Annotated in this window: 16 protein-coding genes; 14 read left to right on the forward strand and 2 right to left on the reverse strand. The window is 58.9% G+C overall.

Features of this window, described 5'->3' with window-relative positions:
• Positions 1–10 precede the first annotated feature (10 nt).
• The 14 genes from nuoH to C9E91_RS07695 all read left to right on the forward strand — a co-directional run bounded on the left by nuoH (position 11) and on the right by C9E91_RS07695 (position 14956).
• Positions 11–1054 carry an NADH-quinone oxidoreductase subunit NuoH gene (nuoH, locus tag C9E91_RS07630; RefSeq protein ID WP_107107741.1) on the forward strand — a complete coding sequence of 348 codons (1044 nt, stop codon included), beginning with the start codon at positions 11–13 and terminating at the stop codon, positions 1052–1054.
• 40 nt (positions 1055–1094) lie between these two features.
• Positions 1095–1586 carry an NADH-quinone oxidoreductase subunit NuoI gene (gene nuoI, locus C9E91_RS07635; protein ID WP_092710917.1) on the forward strand — a complete coding sequence of 164 codons (492 nt, stop codon included), beginning with the start codon at positions 1095–1097 and terminating at the stop codon, positions 1584–1586.
• A 150-nt stretch (positions 1587–1736) separates the two neighbouring features.
• Entirely contained in the window at positions 1737–2351 is a 615-nt protein-coding gene (locus C9E91_RS07640; protein WP_104822690.1) for an NADH-quinone oxidoreductase subunit J, read from the forward strand.
• 31 nt (positions 2352–2382) lie between these two features.
• Positions 2383–2691 carry an NADH-quinone oxidoreductase subunit NuoK gene (gene nuoK / locus C9E91_RS07645; protein ID WP_004122490.1) on the forward strand — a complete coding sequence of 103 codons (309 nt, stop codon included), beginning with the start codon at positions 2383–2385 and terminating at the stop codon, positions 2689–2691.
• 7 nt (positions 2692–2698) lie between these two features.
• Complete coding sequence (gene nuoL, locus C9E91_RS07650; RefSeq protein WP_107107742.1) at positions 2699–4693, forward strand: NADH-quinone oxidoreductase subunit L; 1995 nt, start codon at positions 2699–2701, stop codon at positions 4691–4693.
• Positions 4693–6204, forward strand: a complete 1512-nt coding sequence (locus C9E91_RS07655; protein WP_107107743.1) for an NADH-quinone oxidoreductase subunit M — start codon at positions 4693–4695, stop codon at positions 6202–6204. Before nuoL ends, C9E91_RS07655 begins: the two co-directional genes overlap by 1 nt.
• An 18-nt stretch (positions 6205–6222) precedes the next feature.
• Complete coding sequence (gene nuoN / locus C9E91_RS07660) at positions 6223–7665, forward strand: NADH-quinone oxidoreductase subunit NuoN (RefSeq protein WP_107107744.1); 1443 nt, start codon at positions 6223–6225, stop codon at positions 7663–7665.
• On the forward strand, positions 7665–8429 hold the full coding sequence (locus tag C9E91_RS07665) for a biotin--[acetyl-CoA-carboxylase] ligase (RefSeq protein WP_107107745.1): 765 nt from the start codon (positions 7665–7667) through the stop codon (positions 8427–8429). Before nuoN ends, C9E91_RS07665 begins: the two co-directional genes overlap by 1 nt.
• A gap of 13 nt (positions 8430–8442) precedes the next feature.
• On the forward strand, positions 8443–10119 hold the full coding sequence (locus C9E91_RS07670) for a ribonuclease J (RefSeq protein WP_107107746.1): 1677 nt from the start codon (positions 8443–8445) through the stop codon (positions 10117–10119).
• Positions 10120–10150: 31 nt separating this feature from the next.
• Positions 10151–10576, forward strand: a complete 426-nt coding sequence (gene mce / locus C9E91_RS07675; RefSeq protein WP_107107747.1) for a methylmalonyl-CoA epimerase — start codon at positions 10151–10153, stop codon at positions 10574–10576.
• A 106-nt stretch (positions 10577–10682) separates the two neighbouring features.
• Positions 10683–10961 (forward strand): DUF1467 family protein, encoded by a 279-nt coding sequence (locus C9E91_RS07680; protein WP_107107748.1) that lies wholly within the window; start codon positions 10683–10685, stop codon positions 10959–10961.
• A gap of 639 nt (positions 10962–11600) precedes the next feature.
• A complete protein-coding gene (proS, locus tag C9E91_RS07685) occupies positions 11601–12923 on the forward strand; it encodes a proline--tRNA ligase (protein WP_107107749.1) in 1323 nt (440 codons plus the stop codon).
• 23 nt (positions 12924–12946) lie between these two features.
• Positions 12947–14257 carry a lipoprotein-releasing ABC transporter permease subunit gene (locus C9E91_RS07690; RefSeq protein WP_107107750.1) on the forward strand — a complete coding sequence of 437 codons (1311 nt, stop codon included), beginning with the start codon at positions 12947–12949 and terminating at the stop codon, positions 14255–14257.
• A gap of 15 nt (positions 14258–14272) precedes the next feature.
• Positions 14273–14956, forward strand: coding sequence for an ABC transporter ATP-binding protein (locus tag C9E91_RS07695; RefSeq protein ID WP_107108116.1), 684 nt, complete (start codon positions 14273–14275; stop codon positions 14954–14956).
• Positions 14957–14964: 8 nt separating this feature from the next.
• Here the strand turns inward: C9E91_RS07695 and C9E91_RS07700 are convergent, their stop codons facing one another.
• Both C9E91_RS07700 and C9E91_RS07705 read right to left on the reverse strand, forming a co-directional pair.
• Positions 14965–15432, reverse strand: coding sequence for a DUF5680 domain-containing protein (locus C9E91_RS07700; protein WP_107107751.1), 468 nt, complete (start codon positions 15430–15432; stop codon positions 14965–14967).
• An 82-nt stretch (positions 15433–15514) separates the two neighbouring features.
• Entirely contained in the window at positions 15515–16102 is a 588-nt protein-coding gene (locus C9E91_RS07705; RefSeq protein ID WP_107107752.1) for a hypothetical protein, read from the reverse strand.
• Between the last annotated feature and the right edge of the window lie 91 nt (positions 16103–16193).

Here is a 16193-nt window from a genome sequence, read left to right on the forward strand (position 1 = left end):
GCAGAGGACTATGGATTCATTCGTTTCGACCTATCTTTGGCCGGCGCTGATTATCATCGGTCAGTCCGTGTTGCTCCTGGTCTGCCTACTGATCTTCATCGCCTATATCCTTCTTGCCGACCGCAAGATCTGGGCGGCGGTTCAGTTGCGCCGCGGCCCGAACGTCGTCGGTCCTTTCGGCCTGTTCCAGTCCTTCGCCGACCTTTTGAAGTTCATGGTCAAGGAGCCGATCATCCCGGCCGGCGCCAACAAGACCGTCTTCCTGCTGGCACCGCTCGTCTCCGTGGTCCTGGCGCTCTCCACCTGGGCCGTCGTGCCGGTGGCGCATGGCTGGGTTATCGCCGACATCAATGTCGGCATTCTCTACATTCTGGCGATTTCGTCGCTCGAAGTGTACGGCATCATCATGGGCGGCTGGGCTTCGAACTCGAAGTATCCGTTCCTCGGCGCGCTGCGCTCCGCCGCGCAGATGGTGTCCTATGAAGTCTCGATCGGCTTCGTCATCGTTACCGTGTTGCTCTGCGTCGGCTCGCTGAACCTGACCGATATCGTCATGTCGCAGCAGACCGGCCTCGGTACCAAGCTCGGCCTGCCGGCTTCGTTCCTCGACTGGCATTGGCTGTCGCTGTTCCCGATGTTCATCGTGTTCTTCATTTCGGCGCTCGCCGAAACGAACCGTCCGCCCTTCGACCTTCCGGAAGCGGAATCGGAGCTGGTTGCCGGCTTCATGGTTGAATATGGCTCTTCGCCCTACATGATGTTCATGCTCGGCGAATATGCTGCCGTCGTTCTGATGTGCTCGCTGACTACGATCCTTTTCCTCGGTGGCTGGCTGCCGCCGGTGGATATCTGGATCCTCAACTGGGTCCCGGGCATCATCTGGTTCCTGCTGAAGTCGTGCCTCGTCTTCTTCATGTTCGCGATGGTCAAGGCATTCGTGCCGCGCTACCGCTACGACCAGCTCATGCGCCTCGGCTGGAAGGTGTTCCTGCCTCTGTCGCTTGCCATGGTCATTATCGTTGCATTCGTGCTGAAGCTGACGGGATGGGCATGATGATGTCGTTCCTCGCTTCAAGCAGATTTGGAGGTTGAAGATGGCCGGAATTTCCAACGCCGTCAGCTCGCTGTTCCTCAAGGAATTCGTCGGCGCATTCTTTTTGTCGATGCGTTATTTCTTCAAGCAGAAGGCGACGATCAATTATCCCTTCGAAAAGGGGCCGGTCAGCCCGCGCTTCCGTGGCGAACATGCGCTGCGCCGTTATCCGAACGGCGAAGAGCGTTGCATCGCCTGCAAGCTCTGCGAAGCCATCTGTCCTGCTCAGGCCATCACCATCGAAGCCGGGCCGCGCCGCAACGACGGCACCCGCCGCACGGTGCGCTATGACATCGATATGGTGAAGTGCATCTATTGCGGCTTCTGCCAGGAGGCTTGCCCGGTCGACGCCATCGTCGAAGGGCCGAACTTCGAATTCGCCACCGAAACCCGCGAAGAGCTTTATTTCGATAAGGCGCGGCTTCTGGAAAATGGCGACCGCTGGGAACGCGAAATCGCGCGCAACATCGCGATCGACTCGCCGTACCGCTGAGCGGAATTTTGAATATGCCGTGACGGGCGGCTGAGATTGTCGCCGTCGCGGTGGAATAGAGACCGGGGCTTTGGCGGACGCATGTCCAGCCAAGTCCCATCGGGCAGGGACACTCCCGGCTGCCCGGGGGAAGACGAAAAAGGCACCAACATGGGTCTGCAGGCTCTTTTTTTCTATATCTTCGCCTTTGTCGCGGTGGCGTCGGCGTTCATGGTTATCTCGGCGCGGAATCCGGTCCATTCGGTCCTGTTCCTCATCCTGGTATTCTTTAATGCCGCCGGCCTCTTCCTCCTGATGGGGGCGGAATTCCTGGCAATGATCCTGCTGGTCGTCTATGTCGGCGCCGTCGCGGTTCTCTTCCTCTTCGTCGTCATGATGCTCGACATCGACTTCTCCGAGCTCAGGGCCGGCATTCTGGAATATGCGCCGATCGGCGCGCTGATCGGCATCATTCTCGCCGCCGAGCTGATCGTCGTCATCGGCGGCAGCGTGATTTCGCCTGTTGTCGCCAAGTCGGTTGCCATGCCGATCCCGGCAGTGACGACCCGCACGAACACCGCCGCACTCGGCGACGTGCTCTATACCAACTACGTTTATTTCTTCGAGATCGCCGGTCTTGTGCTGCTGGTCGCGATGATCGGCGCGATCGTGCTGACGCTGCGGCATCGCACCCACGTCAGACGCCAGAGCATTCCGCAACAGGTCGCCCGCACGCCCGCGACCGCCGTCGAGGTGGTCAAGGTCAAGCCGGGGCAGGGCGTCTAAGGCGCGGCACGAGGGTCAAAGGAACAAGAATATGGTCATCGGACTTTCCCACTACCTGACGGTCAGCGCCATCCTTTTCGTACTCGGCGTTTTCGGCATCTTCCTGAACCGTAAGAACGTCATCATCATCCTGATGTCGATCGAGCTCATCCTGCTTGCGGTCAACATCAACATGGTCGCCTTCTCGTCGTTCCTCAACGATATCGTCGGCCAGGTCTTCGCTTTGTTCATTCTGACCGTCGCTGCTGCCGAAGCGGCCATCGGTCTTGCAATTCTCGTCGTCTTCTACCGTAACCGCGGTTCCATCGCGGTCGAAGACGTCAACGTGATGAAGGGCTGATACAGCTATGTTTTTATATAAGGCTATCGTCTTTCTTCCCCTGATCGGCGCGATCATTGCCGGCCTCTTCGGCCGTGGGATCGGCGCCAAGGCCTCGGAATACGTCACCACCGGCTTGATGATCATCGCCGCGGTTTTGTCCTGGATCGTCTTCTTCACGGTCGCGCTTGGTCACACCGACGAACCGATCAAGGTGGAAGTGCTGCGCTGGATCCAGTCCGGCGGCATCGACGTCTCCTGGATGTTGCGCATCGATACGCTGACCTCGGTGATGCTGATCGTCGTGAACACGGTTTCGACCCTCGTTCACGTCTACTCGATCGGATACATGCATCACGATCCGCATCGTCCGCGCTTCTTCGCCTATCTCTCGCTCTTCACCTTCGCCATGCTGATGCTGGTGACGTCAGACAACCTTGCCCAGATGTTCTTTGGCTGGGAAGGCGTCGGTCTGGCTTCCTATCTGCTCATCGGTTTCTGGTTCAAGAAGCCTTCGGCGTCCGCGGCTGCGATCAAGGCCTTCATCGTCAACCGCGTCGGCGACTTCGGTTTCGTGCTCGGCATCGCCGGTGTCTTCGTTCTCTTCGGCTCGATCAACTTCGATGTCATCTTCGGCAACGCCCAGAGCTTTGCCGCAGGGCAGGGTGGTCAGCCGGGCGATATCGTGCTCAACCTCTTCGGCATGCATCTTGATCGTGCGCATGCACTGACCGGCGTCTGCCTGCTGCTCTTCATGGGCGCCATGGGTAAGTCGGCACAATTCCTGCTGCACACTTGGCTGCCGGACGCAATGGAAGGCCCGACCCCGGTGTCGGCGCTCATCCATGCCGCGACCATGGTCACCGCCGGTGTCTTCCTCGTCGCCCGCATGTCGCCGATCTTCGAACTTTCGCCTGACGCCCTGACCTTCGTTACCGTCATAGGTGCGATCACCGCCTTCTTCGCTGCGACGGTCGGTCTGGTGCAGAACGATATCAAGCGCGTCATCGCCTATTCGACCTGTTCGCAGCTCGGCTATATGTTCGTCGCCCTTGGCGTCGGCGCTTACGGCGCGGCTATCTTCCATCTGTTCACGCACGCCTTCTTCAAGGCTCTGCTCTTCCTCTGCGCCGGCTCGGTCATCCACGCCGTCGATGGCGAGCAAGACATGCGTTACATGGGTGGCCTGCGCCCGCATATCCAGAAGACCTTCTGGATGATGATTATCGGCACGGTGGCGATCACCGGTGTTGGCATTCCCTTCACCCATTTCGGTTTTGCCGGCTTTATCTCGAAGGACGCGATCATCGAGGCTGCCTATGCTTCGCACAGCTCGGTCGCTGGCTTCGCCTTCACGCTCTTGGTCATCGCCGCGCTGTTCACCAGCTTCTACTCCTGGCGCCTGATCTTCATGACCTTCTTCGGCAAGCCCCGCGCTTCGCACGAGGTCATGCATCACGTGCATGAATCGCCGAACGTTATGCTGATCCCGCTCTATCTGCTGGCGCTTGGCGCTGTCCTCGCCGGTATGGTCTACAGAAGCGATTTCGTCGGCGAGGCTTATGGCGAGTTCTGGAAGACCGCGCTGTTCACATTGCCCACGAACCACATCTTCGAAGAGATGGAACATGTTCCGGCTTGGGTGAGCATCAGCCCGTTCATCGCCATGCTGCTCGGCTTCGTGCTGGCCTGGTACATGTACATCAAGTCGCCGGAGACCCCGAAGGTCCTCGCACGGCAGCATCGCGTTCTCTATGAGTTCCTCTTGAACAAGTGGTACTTCGACGAGCTCTATGACTTCCTCTTCGTCCGTACCGCCAAGGCGCTTGGTCGCTTCCTCTGGCAGAAGGGCGATATCGGGGTCATCGATACCTTCGGCCCGAACGGTGTTGCTGCCCGCGTCGTCGATGTCACCAACCGCGTCGTCCGCCTGCAGACCGGTTACCTCTATCACTATGCCTTCGCGATGCTGCTCGGTATTGCGGCCCTCGTTACCTGGATGATGCTCGGGAGTTCCCTCTGATGACCGATTGGCCTATTCTTTCAACGGTCACCTTCCTGCCGCTGGTGGGCGTCCTTCTCCTGCTGTTCATGCGGGATGACGGACCCAACGGCCGCCGCAACATCCTGAACGTATCGCTGCTGACCACGGTCTTCACCTTCGTCGTGTCGCTGTATGTCTGGATTGGCTTCGACAACGCCAATCCGGGCTTCCAGATGATCGAGAAGCATGGCTGGCTGAGCTCCGGCATCAGCTATCACATGGGCGTCGACGGCATTTCCATGCTGTTCGTCATCCTGACGACCTTCCTGATGCCCTTCTGCGTGCTGGCGAGCTGGCTCTCGGTCGAGAAACGCCTGAAGGACTACATGATCGCCTTCCTCGTCCTCGAGACGATGATGGTCGGCGTGTTCACGTCGCTGGATATCGTGCTGTTCTACGTCTTCTTCGAAGCCGGCCTGATCCCGATGTTCCTGATCATCGGCGTCTGGGGCGGCAAGGATCGCGTCTACGCTAGCTACAAGTTCTTCCTCTATACGCTGCTCGGCTCGGTGCTGATGCTGCTCGCCATCATGGCGATGTACTGGCAGGCCGGCACGACGGACATCCCGACGCTGCTCGCCTACAAGTTCCCGCCGCAGATGCAGACATGGCTATGGCTGGCTTTCTTCGCTTCCTTCGCGGTGAAAATGCCGATGTGGCCGGTTCACACCTGGTTGCCCGACGCACACGTTCAGGCGCCGACGGCGGGCTCGGTCATCCTGGCTGGTATTCTTCTGAAGCTCGGCGGCTACGGTCTCATCCGCTTCTCGATCGGCATGTTCCCGAATGCGTCGGAATATTTCGCGCCGCTCGTCTACGCTCTGTCCGTCATCGCCATCATCTACACCTCGCTCGTGGCGATGATGCAGGAAGACATCAAGAAGCTGATCGCCTACTCTTCGGTCGCGCACATGGGCTATGTCACCATGGGCATTTTCGCGGCCAACCAGCAGGGTGTTCAGGGTGCGATCTTCCAGATGCTGTCGCACGGCATTGTCTCCGGCGCGCTCTTCCTTTGCGTCGGCGTGGTCTACGACCGCACCCATACCCGCGAGATCGCGGCGTATGGCGGCCTGGTCAACAACATGCCGAAATATGCCGTCGCGATGATGGTCTTCACCATGGCCAATGTCGGTCTGCCCGGCACCTCCGGCTTCATCGGTGAATTCCTGACCCTGATCGGCGTCTTCCGTGCCAACACCTGGGTTGCACTCTTCGCTGCCACCGGCGTCATTCTTTCAGCCGCTTACGCGCTCTGGCTCTACCGCCGCGTCATTTTCGGCGCGCTGGAAAAGGAAAACCTGAAGAAGCTGCTGGATCTGTCGCCTCGCGAACAGCTCATCCTTTATCCGCTGATCGCGCTGACCATCTTCTTCGGCGTCTATCCGGCTCCGATCTTCGATGCGACGGCCGCTTCGGTTGATCTGCTCGTGAACAACTACACCGCAGCCCTGCACGCCGCGCAGAATGTTGCGCTGTCGATGAATTGATGACGGGACTTATTCGACATGACTGCTGACACAATTCTTGCAAGCCTGCATCTTTCCATCCCGGAGCTCATCCTCGCGGTCGGTGCGCTTGTGCTGCTCATGATTGGCGTCTTCTCGGGCGAACGGTCGGGACCGACGGTAACCGGTCTTGCCATTGCGGTTCTTGCGGTGGCCGGTCTCTGGATCATCTTCGTGCCCGGCGAAGGCCTGGCTTACGGCGGCGCCTACCTCGCCGACGGCTTCTCGCGCTTCATGAAGATCGTCGCCCTAGTGGGCTCGATCGTCGCCATGTTCATGAGCATGGGGCATGCGCGCGAGCAGCAGCTCGATCGTTTCGAATTCCCCGTGCTGCTGCTGCTGGCGACCCTCGGCATCCTGCTGATGATCTCGGCACATGACCTGATCTCGCTCTATCTGTCGCTGGAGCTGCACTCCCTGGCGCTCTACGTCGTTGCTGCCATCAACCGCGACAGCGTCAAGTCGACGGAAGCCGGTCTGAAGTATTTCGTTCTCGGCGCGCTGTCCTCGGGCATGCTGCTTTACGGCATGTCGCTGGTCTATGGCTTCACCGGTCACACGACCTTCGATGCCATCGCCACCGCGCTCAGCGCTGAGACCCGTTCGCTCGGCCTCGTCTTCGGTCTGGTCTTCGTGCTCGCCGGCCTGGCCTTCAAGATTTCCGCCGTGCCGTTCCACATGTGGACGCCGGACGTCTATGAAGGTGCGCCGACCCCGGTCACCGCCTTCTTTGCCGCTGCCCCGAAGGTTGCGGCCATGGCGATCCTGACCCGTATCGTGGTCACCGCTTTTCATCCGGTGCTTGCCGACTGGCAGCAGATCATCGTCTTCATCTCGATCGCCTCGATGCTGCTCGGCTCCTTCGCCGCAATCGGTCAGCGCAACTTCAAGCGACTGATGGCTTATTCCTCCATCGGTCACATGGGCTATGCGCTGGTCGGCCTTGCTGCCGGCAACAAGACCGGCGTCTCCGGTGTCATGCTTTACATGGTCATCTACATGGTCATGACGCTCGGCTCCTTCGCCATCATCATGGCGATGCGCCGCAAGGATGGTCGCCAGGTTGAGAACGTCGACGACCTCGCCGGCCTTTCCACGACGAATCCGTTCATGGCGGTCGTGTTGACGGCGCTGATGTTCTCGCTTGCCGGCATCCCGCCGCTCGCCGGCTTCTTCGGAAAGTACTTTGTCTTCGTCGCAGCCATCCAGGCCCATCTCTATGCGCTCGCCATCATCGGCGTTCTCGCATCGGTCGTCGGCGCCTACTATTATCTGCGCGTCATCAAGGTGATGTGGTTCGATGAAGCCAAGGACGAGTTTACCCGCACTGCCGGTTCGCTGCGTCTGGTCTTCGGCCTTTCGGGTCTCTTCGTCGTCACCTACGTCTTCTTCGGCGGTGCTATCGGCGGTGCGGCCGATCTCGCTGCCGCGACGCTGTTTTGATGGCGTCTGACATGAACAGCCGGAAGTCGCTCGCCGACTTCCGGCACGATGCCCTTTCAGTGACCGCGTCCACCAACAGCGAATGCCTGGAGCGGGCGCGGGCAGGCGATGCCGGCAATCTCTGGGTGACAGCGGACCGCCAGACAGGCGGCCGCGGACGCCGCGGGCGCCCTTGGGTGTCCGAACGCGGCAATCTCTATGCTTCCCTTCTTCTGATCGATCCGGCCCCCATGGACCGCCTCGGCTCCCTGCCGCTGGCTGTCGCAATTGGCGTGCATCAGGCGGTGCGTGGCGTGCTGCCTCTGGCCGCGGAGCCCGTCGAGGTCAAATGGCCGAACGATATCCTGATCGGCCGCAAGAAGACCTGCGGCATTCTGATCGAGGGAGAGGCCCTTGCGGATGGACGGTATGCGCTGGTGATCGGCATCGGGATCAATATTGCCGTCAAACCGGAAAACCCGCTCTATCCGGTCACCTACCTGCATGAGCATGGCTCGACCGTATCGCCGGAGGAACTGTTTGCGCATCTCTACGCGTCCATGGCCGAGGCATTGGCCGTTTGGAACAGCGGCAAAGGCGTTCGCGAGGTGACCGCACGCTGGCGTGAGGTCGCTTGTGGCATCGGCGAAAAGATCACCGTGAATCTGCCGGACCGTTCGATTTCCGGCCATTTCGCCGGAATCGATGATAATGGCTTATTGATGCTCGATATCGGCGGCAAGATTTTGCCGATCGCCGCGGGCGACGTTTTTTTCAGATCGTAGGTAAAAGATAGATATGGCAAACCAAGACGAACTGGTGTTTTTGCCACTCGGCGGCGTCGGCGAGATCGGCATGAATCTCGCGCTTTACGGCTATGGCGCGCCTGAGCATCGCCAGTGGATCATGGTCGATTGCGGCGTCACCTTTCCCGGTCCGGACCTTCCGGGCGTCGATCTTGTGCTCCCCGATATTCGTTTCCTCGCCAAGGAACGCAAGAACCTCAAGGGCATCATCATCACGCATGCGCATGAGGATCACTATGGCGCGCTGAACGATCTCTGGCCGGGCCTGAACGTTCCGGTCTACGCGTCCGCCTTCACTGCCGGCCTGCTGGAAGCCAAGCGCGACTACGAAAAGTCGATGGGCGAGATCCCGATCACGCCGTTCAAGGCTGGCGATCGCATCAATGTCGGCCCCTTCAGCATCGAGGGTGTCGGCGTCAATCACTCCATTCCCGAACCGATGTCGCTGATGATCCGCACGCCGGTCGGCAATGTCATCCACACCGGCGACTGGAAGATCGATCACGAGCCGTCGCTCGGGCCACTGACCGACGAGGCGCGTTTCCGCCAGCTCGGTGATGAAGGCGTGCTGGCGCTGATGTGCGATTCCACCAATGCGCTGCGAGACGGCGTATCTCCCTCGGAAAAGGATGTTTCCGAAAGCCTGCGCAAGATCATCGAGGACGCAGAGGGTCGAGTAGCGATCACGACTTTCTCCTCGAATGTCGGCCGTATTCGCACCATCGCCGAGGCTGCCGAGGCTGCGGGCCGCGAGATTTTGCTGCTCGGCAGTTCGCTGAAGCGTGTCGTCGATGTCGCGCGCGACATCGGCATCATGGAAGGCATCAAGCCGTTCATCGCTGAAGATGAATATGGCTATATCCCGCGCGACAAGGTCGTCGTCATCCTGACCGGCAGCCAGGGCGAGCCGCGCGCGGCGCTTGCCAAGCTTTCGCGTGACGAGATGCGCAACGTCGCGCTCGCCGCCGGCGATATCGTCGTTTTCTCATCGCGCGCTATTCCCGGCAATGAGAAGGCCATCCAGGATATCAAGAACGGCCTCACCGAGCAGGGCGTGCATGTCGTGACGGATGCCGAAGCACTGGTACATGTCTCCGGCCATCCGCGCCGCAACGAGCTGCAGCGGATGTATGAATGGACGCGGCCGAAGGTCGTTGTGCCGGTGCATGGCGAAGCGACGCATCTGACCGCACATAAAGAACTGGCCGAACAGTCCGGCATTTCCATTGTGCCGCGGGTTCGCAATGGCGACATATTGCGACTGGCTCCGGGTCCTGTAGAGGTGATCGGCGAGGCGCCGCATGGCCGTATCTTCAAGGATGGCACGCTGATCGGCGATTTCGACGAGATGGGCATTGGCGAGCGCAAGAAGCTTTCCTATGTCGGCCATGTCGCTGTGAATGTCGTGCTCGATGCCCGTTATGATATCGTCGGCGATCCCGATCTCGTTGCTATCGGCCTTCCGGCCTATGACGATGAGGGCGAGGACATGGAAGACACGCTCTTCGATGCCATCGTCAGTGCCATCGAAAGCATCCCGCGCGCCCGCCGCAAGGATATCGACATGGTGCAGGAAGCCGCGCGTCGGGCTGTGCGCGCTGCGGCCAACCATGGCTGGGGCAAGAAGCCGGTCGTGACCGTGTTCATTACCCGCGTAACTGGGCAATAGCGTTACTATCTGGTCGGGGAGGAGGGACGCCATGCTCGGGCGCATCAACCATATCGCGATTGCCGTTCCGGATATTGCCGCCGCTTCCGCCACCTATCGTGACACGCTTGGCGCCAAAGTATCGGCGCCGCAGCTCTTGCCGGAACATGGCGTCACCGTCGTCTTCATCGAATTGCCGAACACCAAGGTCGAGCTACTGGAACCGCTTGGCGACGCCTCGCCCATCTCGGCATTTCTCGCGAAGAATCCCGACGGGGGCATGCACCATATTTGCTATGAGGTGGATGATCTTATGGCTGCGCGTGACCGCCTTATCGAGGCCGGCGCTCGCGTGCTCGGCAATGGCGAACCGAAGATCGGCGCCCACGGCAAGCCGGTGCTTTTCCTGCACCCGAAGGACTTCTTCGGAACCCTCATTGAACTTGAGCAGAGCGCTGATGTCAGCACAGCAGTGTGACATTAGAGCGCTGAGCAGCACTTTGAAACGCGGAGGCTTTGGCTCTATAGGCGGGTTAGGGCGAGGAGCGCGCAGGCCGGTTTGAGGCCTGTCTTGAGGAAGCATAATGGTCCAGCAGATTTTTTCGACATGCGCTGTCTATTTCGTTGTCTGGTGGATCACGCTCTTCGCCATCCTGCCTTTCGGCATGCGCACCCAGGCTGAAGACAATCAGGTGGTCCTCGGCACCGTCGAAAGCGCGCCGACGAAATTCCGCGGTTTGAGGGTGGTGCTGATCACGACATTGGTATCCGGCGTGATCTACGCTGCGTGGTACATCAGTTCGCACTATTTGGGTTTCGGCTTCGACTCGATCCCGCCGATCATTCCGCGCTACGATGGCTGACGTTTATTTCCAAAAACTCTTTTCAACCTGTAGATGAAAATCATGCGCTATTGAATAGCGTGCAATCCGTCATACCGTTGTCATCTATTTGAGGCAAAGAGGCGGCGCGACGGTGGTGATTCCGTTACGTCAGCTTGGCTGCGGTAGAAGAAGGATTCAAAGCCTTCCCGCTTAAAAAGCTGATGGTTAAATGAGGTAGAAAAGCAAAAAAAAACAAGGCTGTAAGCCTTGTTTTTAAGTATCGCGTGATCCTTATCCGTTGCCGGGGCTGCGAACGAGCGCGCCTAAGATCTGATCCTCCCAAGACTTGACCGCGAAACGACAAGAATTAACCTTCTTGCCTCTTTTGTGAGCTAAAATTAGCTCAAAGATTGAGCTTTGTCATCTGTTTTTTTGCATTTTTGCTACAGTCGCGTAGAATTTTTCTGTTGACAGATTTCCCCGTCAAATACTTATAAACGTGCATTTTTTCGAATTTATAGAAACATATGAGGTTCGCCCGCGTTTGTGGGTGTTCGCCCGGTTTACTCGCGTTAAATGCGGGTTTCTTTCCTGCGCCGAAGCAGTTATGAACGCCTCCAGAAGTTAATTTCTAACGATTCCGCCGGTGCGGAACGTCAAACCATCTGGAATAAGCCCATGCGTCTGTCTCGTTACTTCATGCCCATTCTGAAGGAAAATCCCAAAGAGGCTGAAATTGTTTCTCATCGGCTGATGCTGCGTGCCGGCATGATCCGCCAGCAGTCGCAAGGCATCTATTCCTGGCTGCCGTTGGGCAAGCGTATCCTCAACAAGGTCAACAATATCATCCGCGAGGAACAGAACCGCGCCGGCGCCATCGAGCTCTTGATGCCGACGCTGCAGTCGGCCGAGCTCTGGCAGGAAAGCGGCCGGTATGACGCTTATGGCAAAGAGATGCTCCGCATCCAGGACCGTCAGGAGCGCCCAATGCTCTACGGCCCGACCAATGAGGAGATGGTCACCGACATCTTCCGTTCTTACGTCAAGTCCTACAAGGACCTGCCGTTGAACCTCTATCATATCCAGTTGAAGTTCCGCGACGAGATCCGTCCGCGCTTCGGCACCATGCGCTCGCGCGAATTCATGATGAAGGATGCCTATTCCTTCGATCTGACGCTCGAGGGTGCCGTACACTCCTATAATAAGATGTTCGCCGCCTATCTACGCACTTTCAATCGGCTGGGCCTTAGAGCCATTCCGATGCGCGCCGACACCGGCCCGATCGGCGGCAATCTCAGTCATGAATTCATCATTCTCGCCGACACCGGCGAATCCGAGGTCTTCTGCCACAAGGATTTCGTCAATTTCGACATCCCCGCGGAAGACACGAATTTTGACGATGTCGCGGGCATGAAAGCCGTCTTCGACAAATGGACGTCGGTTTATGCGGCGACCTCGGAGATGCACGACGAGGCGGCCTTCAACGCCATTCCGGACGGCGAGCGTCTGTCGGCCCGCGGTATCGAAGTCGGCCATATCTTCTATTTCGGCACCAAATATTCAGAGCCGATGGGCGCGAAAGTGCAGGGTCCCGACGGCAAGGAACATGCCGTCCACATGGGTTCTTACGGTATTGGCCCGACACGCCTTGTTCCCGCCATCATCGAAGCATCGCATGATGAAAACGGAATCATCTGGCCGGCCTCGGTCGCGCCCTTTGATGCCGTCGTGATCAACATGAAGGCTGGCGATCAGGCCTGCGATGCAGCTTGCGAGACGATCTATGCTGCGCTCTCGAAGGCCGGCAAGGATGTCCTGCTTGACGATACGGACGATCGCGCCGGAACGAAATTCGCCACTGCCGATCTGATCGGCGTGCCCGTGCAGATTATCGCCGGGCCGCGTTCGGTCGCGAACGGCGAAGTGGAAGTCAAGGACCGCAAGACCGGCGCCCGCGAAACGATGACCATCGAAGCGGCGATCAATCGGCTGGCAGGCTGATAAAACGATAGGATGAGAAGCGAATGGCGGCAGACGCGGCAGTGAAGCAGCAGGGTAAGGCTTTCAAGACCGGCCCGTCATCGCGTCCGTTCTCCGGCTTCGAGCGGCTTGTCGCCTGGCGCTATCTGCGCGCCCGGCGCAAGGAGGCGTCGATCTCGGTCATCGCCGGCTTCTCTTTGGTCGGCATCATGCTCGGCGTCGCGGCATTGATCATCGTCATGGCGGTCATGAATGGTTTTCGCGCCGAGCTCTTCAAGCAGATTCTCGGCTTCAACGGCCATGTCGTTGTTCAGCCCGTGGATACGCCGCTGAATGACTATGCCGTGCTGGCGCAGAAACTCGCTGCCGTTCCTGGCGTCACCATGGCCTTGCCGTTGGTTGAAGGCGAAACACTTGCCTCCGGTCGCGGCGGTTCCGGCACCGGTGCGCTCGTCCGCGGCATCCGGCCCGAAGACTTCACCAAGCTCAAGACGGTTTCGGACCATATCGTCGATGGCAACATGGTGGGCTTCACCGCCGGCCAGGGCGTCATGGTCGGTTCGCGCCTGGCACGGCAACTGGGTCTGACGGTCGGCGATCAGATTACACTGACTGCGCCGGATGGCGACGTGACGCCCTTCGGGGTTAATCCGCGTGTCAAGGCCTATACGATCTCCGGCATCTTCGAAGTCGGCATGTCGGAATATGACGCCTCCGTGGTCTTCATGCCGCTGGAGGAGGCGCAGCTCTATTTCAATGTCGAAGGGATCGTCGAGAAGATCGAGCTTTTCGTCAGCAACCCGGATGATGTCGACGAACTCAGGCCGCAGATCGAAGCGGCCGCGGGACGGCAGGTCTTTCTGACCGACTGGCGGCAGGTGAACGAGACCTTCTTCTCGGCATTGCAGGTCGAACGCAATACCATGTTCATGATCCTGACGCTGATCGTTATCGTCGCTGCGCTTAACATCATTTCCGGCCTGATCATGCTGGTGAAGGACAAGGGAAGCGATATCGCCATTTTGCGCACCATGGGCGCGACGTCGGGGGCGATCATGCGCATCTTCTTCATGACAGGGGCGGCGATCGGCGTAGTTGGCACTGTCGCCGGCGTTGCGCTTGGCGTTATTGTCTGCCTCAACATTGAATCGATCCGTCAGTTCTTCTCCTGGATTTCCGGCACGGTGATCTTCAATCCCGAGGTCTACTTCCTCAGCAAGTTGCCGGCGCAAATGAATCTCGGCGAGACCATCTCCGTGATCGTGATGGCGCTGACGCTGTCCTTCCTTGCCACGATCTTTCCGGCCTGGCGTGCCTCGCGGCTCGATCCGGTGCAGGCGCTACGGTACGAATAAGGAATTCCACATTTGATCAAACGCAACGTCGTTCTCCAGCTTACGGGCGTGGAGCGTCATTACGGGCAGGGCGAAACGCGGCTGTCGATCCTGAAGGGTGCCGATTTCGCCTTGACCAGCGGCGAGATCGTTGCGCTGGTTGCGCCGTCGGGAACGGGCAAGTCGACGCTTCTGCATGTCGCCGGCCTGCTCGAGCATCCTGATGGTGGCGAGGTGACGATCAACGGCCAGGCCTGCGAGGGTCTGTCCGATGAAAAGCGCACCGCCGTCCGTCGCAGCGAGATCGGCTTCGTCTATCAGTTCCACCATCTGCTGCCTGAGTTTTCCGCGCTGGAAAACATCATGATGCCGCAGTTGATTTCCGGCCTCTCCAAGAAAGAGGCGAGCGCTCGCGCTGCCCAGCTTCTCGACTATATGCGCATCGGTCACCGTGCCGAGCATCGCCCGGCCGAGCTTTCCGGCGGCGAGCAGCAGCGTGTCGCCATTGCCCGCGCCGTCGCCAACGCACCGCTGGTGCTTTTGGCAGACGAGCCGACCGGCAATCTCGATCCCGATACGGCGCATTATGTCTTCGACGCGCTTGAGGCGCTCGTGCGCCAGTCCGGGCTCGCAGCGCTGATCGCCACGCACAATCACGAGCTGGCGGCACGCATGGACCGTCGTGTGACTATCCAAGACGGCAAGGTCGTCGAATTCTGACGGTGTAATTACGGGACGATCAGCCCGCCGCGGTAATCCAGCTCATACGCCTTGCGCCCGTCCACCAGGATGACCTCATGGCCAATGAAATGATCGCAGCCACCGGTGCTGCGATCGACATAATGGCCAAATGAATGCGCGAATTCGTAACCGCCGAGAAAGCGTTTCTCATCCAGGTAGAGCCGCATCAGCGCCGCCTTGATGACCATCCCGGCAGCCGTGGCGTCGATCAGATCACGCTCGACGATCCGCCCGAAATAGTTCATCGCCCAGACCGGTTCGTCGTCGAGCCAGATCAGCTCCTGTCCGGCGAAATCCGTGCCGCCGAAATAACTGTCGAGATAGCGCCAGCGGCCACTGGCATAGCCGATATCATGCGAACCACTGCGGCAGGACGGCAGTCTCTCGCCATCGCCGACATAGGTTTCCGCCTTCGCGGCAACAATAAAATCGTTCAGCTCGGCAAGATCCGGCATGGTCCTCTCCATCCATGATGAGGGATCAAAATGCCACGCTTTTGATAACAAGTAAAGAACAAATAGTGAACAAATGGCGCTGCTATGGGTTTTGCCCACAACCCTTGTGGCCGATATCGTCGTTCCAGTCCTCGATCCTGATAGTCTTGGCTTCGGCCGTGAGCTCCCTGCCGCCCTTCGTCGCCTTGCCCGTCAGGACATTGTAGTCGCAGCTATAGCTCTCCTCGGCCTTGAGATTGTCTCGCAAATCATAGGTGTAGCCGGCAACGACGAAGGCATTGTTGCGGAAGGCGAGGGTGAGCGTCTGATGCCAGCGGTAGCGCCCGTACCCATCGTTCTGGGACATAACTGCGATCGAACCGTTCGGCATAGCCGCGATCGACGGTTCCTGGCCGAAGATACCGCCCGGCTCACCGCGGCCCCATACCTTGTCGGGTGCGGTCGTCACCAGCTTGAGCAGCTCATGTTCTTTGTCGCGGAGATAAATATAGATGCCGATCGTGGTCTCGTCGTCTTGCGGGGCCAACGCCAGCAATGCGAGGTCCGGCTTACCGTCCTTGTTCCAGTCGCCGACCGCTACGTCGATGATGCGGTCCGGCGTGATGGTATTTTCCGCATGAGCCGCTGATGTAACCGAAAGCAGAATGAGAGCGCAGGCAAGTGGTTTCATGGTGATCCCTTCCTTCGCGTTTTGATAGCTTAGGGTTGTGCTTCCGTCCATTGATACCCTTCAAAATACCGAGGATGAAAATTATTGATGC

It is taken from the genome of Rhizobium sp. SEMIA4064 (assembly GCF_003025035.1).
In the GTDB taxonomy this organism is placed as follows: Bacteria; Pseudomonadota; Alphaproteobacteria; order Rhizobiales; family Rhizobiaceae; genus Rhizobium; species Rhizobium paranaense.

What these genes read in the sequence shown, in the direction of transcription:
- nuoH (WP_107107741.1), top strand. Translation starts at nt 11, where the DNA reads ATGGATTCATTCGTTTCGACCTATCTTTGGCCGGCGCTGATTATCATC.
- nuoI (WP_092710917.1), top strand. Translation starts at nt 1,095, where the DNA reads ATGGCCGGAATTTCCAACGCCGTCAGCTCGCTGTTCCTCAAGGAATTC.
- C9E91_RS07640 (WP_104822690.1), top strand. Translation starts at nt 1,737, where the DNA reads ATGGGTCTGCAGGCTCTTTTTTTCTATATCTTCGCCTTTGTCGCGGTG.
- nuoK (WP_004122490.1), top strand. Translation starts at nt 2,383, where the DNA reads ATGGTCATCGGACTTTCCCACTACCTGACGGTCAGCGCCATCCTTTTC.
- nuoL (WP_107107742.1), top strand. Translation starts at nt 2,699, where the DNA reads ATGTTTTTATATAAGGCTATCGTCTTTCTTCCCCTGATCGGCGCGATC.
- C9E91_RS07655 (WP_107107743.1), top strand. Translation starts at nt 4,693, where the DNA reads ATGACCGATTGGCCTATTCTTTCAACGGTCACCTTCCTGCCGCTGGTG.
- nuoN (WP_107107744.1), top strand. Translation starts at nt 6,223, where the DNA reads ATGACTGCTGACACAATTCTTGCAAGCCTGCATCTTTCCATCCCGGAG.
- C9E91_RS07665 (WP_107107745.1), top strand. Translation starts at nt 7,665, where the DNA reads ATGGCGTCTGACATGAACAGCCGGAAGTCGCTCGCCGACTTCCGGCAC.
- C9E91_RS07670 (WP_107107746.1), top strand. Translation starts at nt 8,443, where the DNA reads ATGGCAAACCAAGACGAACTGGTGTTTTTGCCACTCGGCGGCGTCGGC.
- mce (WP_107107747.1), top strand. Translation starts at nt 10,151, where the DNA reads ATGCTCGGGCGCATCAACCATATCGCGATTGCCGTTCCGGATATTGCC.
- C9E91_RS07680 (WP_107107748.1), top strand. Translation starts at nt 10,683, where the DNA reads ATGGTCCAGCAGATTTTTTCGACATGCGCTGTCTATTTCGTTGTCTGG.
- proS (WP_107107749.1), top strand. Translation starts at nt 11,601, where the DNA reads ATGCGTCTGTCTCGTTACTTCATGCCCATTCTGAAGGAAAATCCCAAA.
- C9E91_RS07690 (WP_107107750.1), top strand. Translation starts at nt 12,947, where the DNA reads ATGGCGGCAGACGCGGCAGTGAAGCAGCAGGGTAAGGCTTTCAAGACC.
- C9E91_RS07700 (WP_107107751.1), bottom strand. Translation starts at nt 15,432, where the DNA reads ATGCCGGATCTTGCCGAGCTGAACGATTTTATTGTTGCCGCGAAGGCG.
- C9E91_RS07705 (WP_107107752.1), bottom strand. Translation starts at nt 16,102, where the DNA reads ATGAAACCACTTGCCTGCGCTCTCATTCTGCTTTCGGTTACATCAGCG.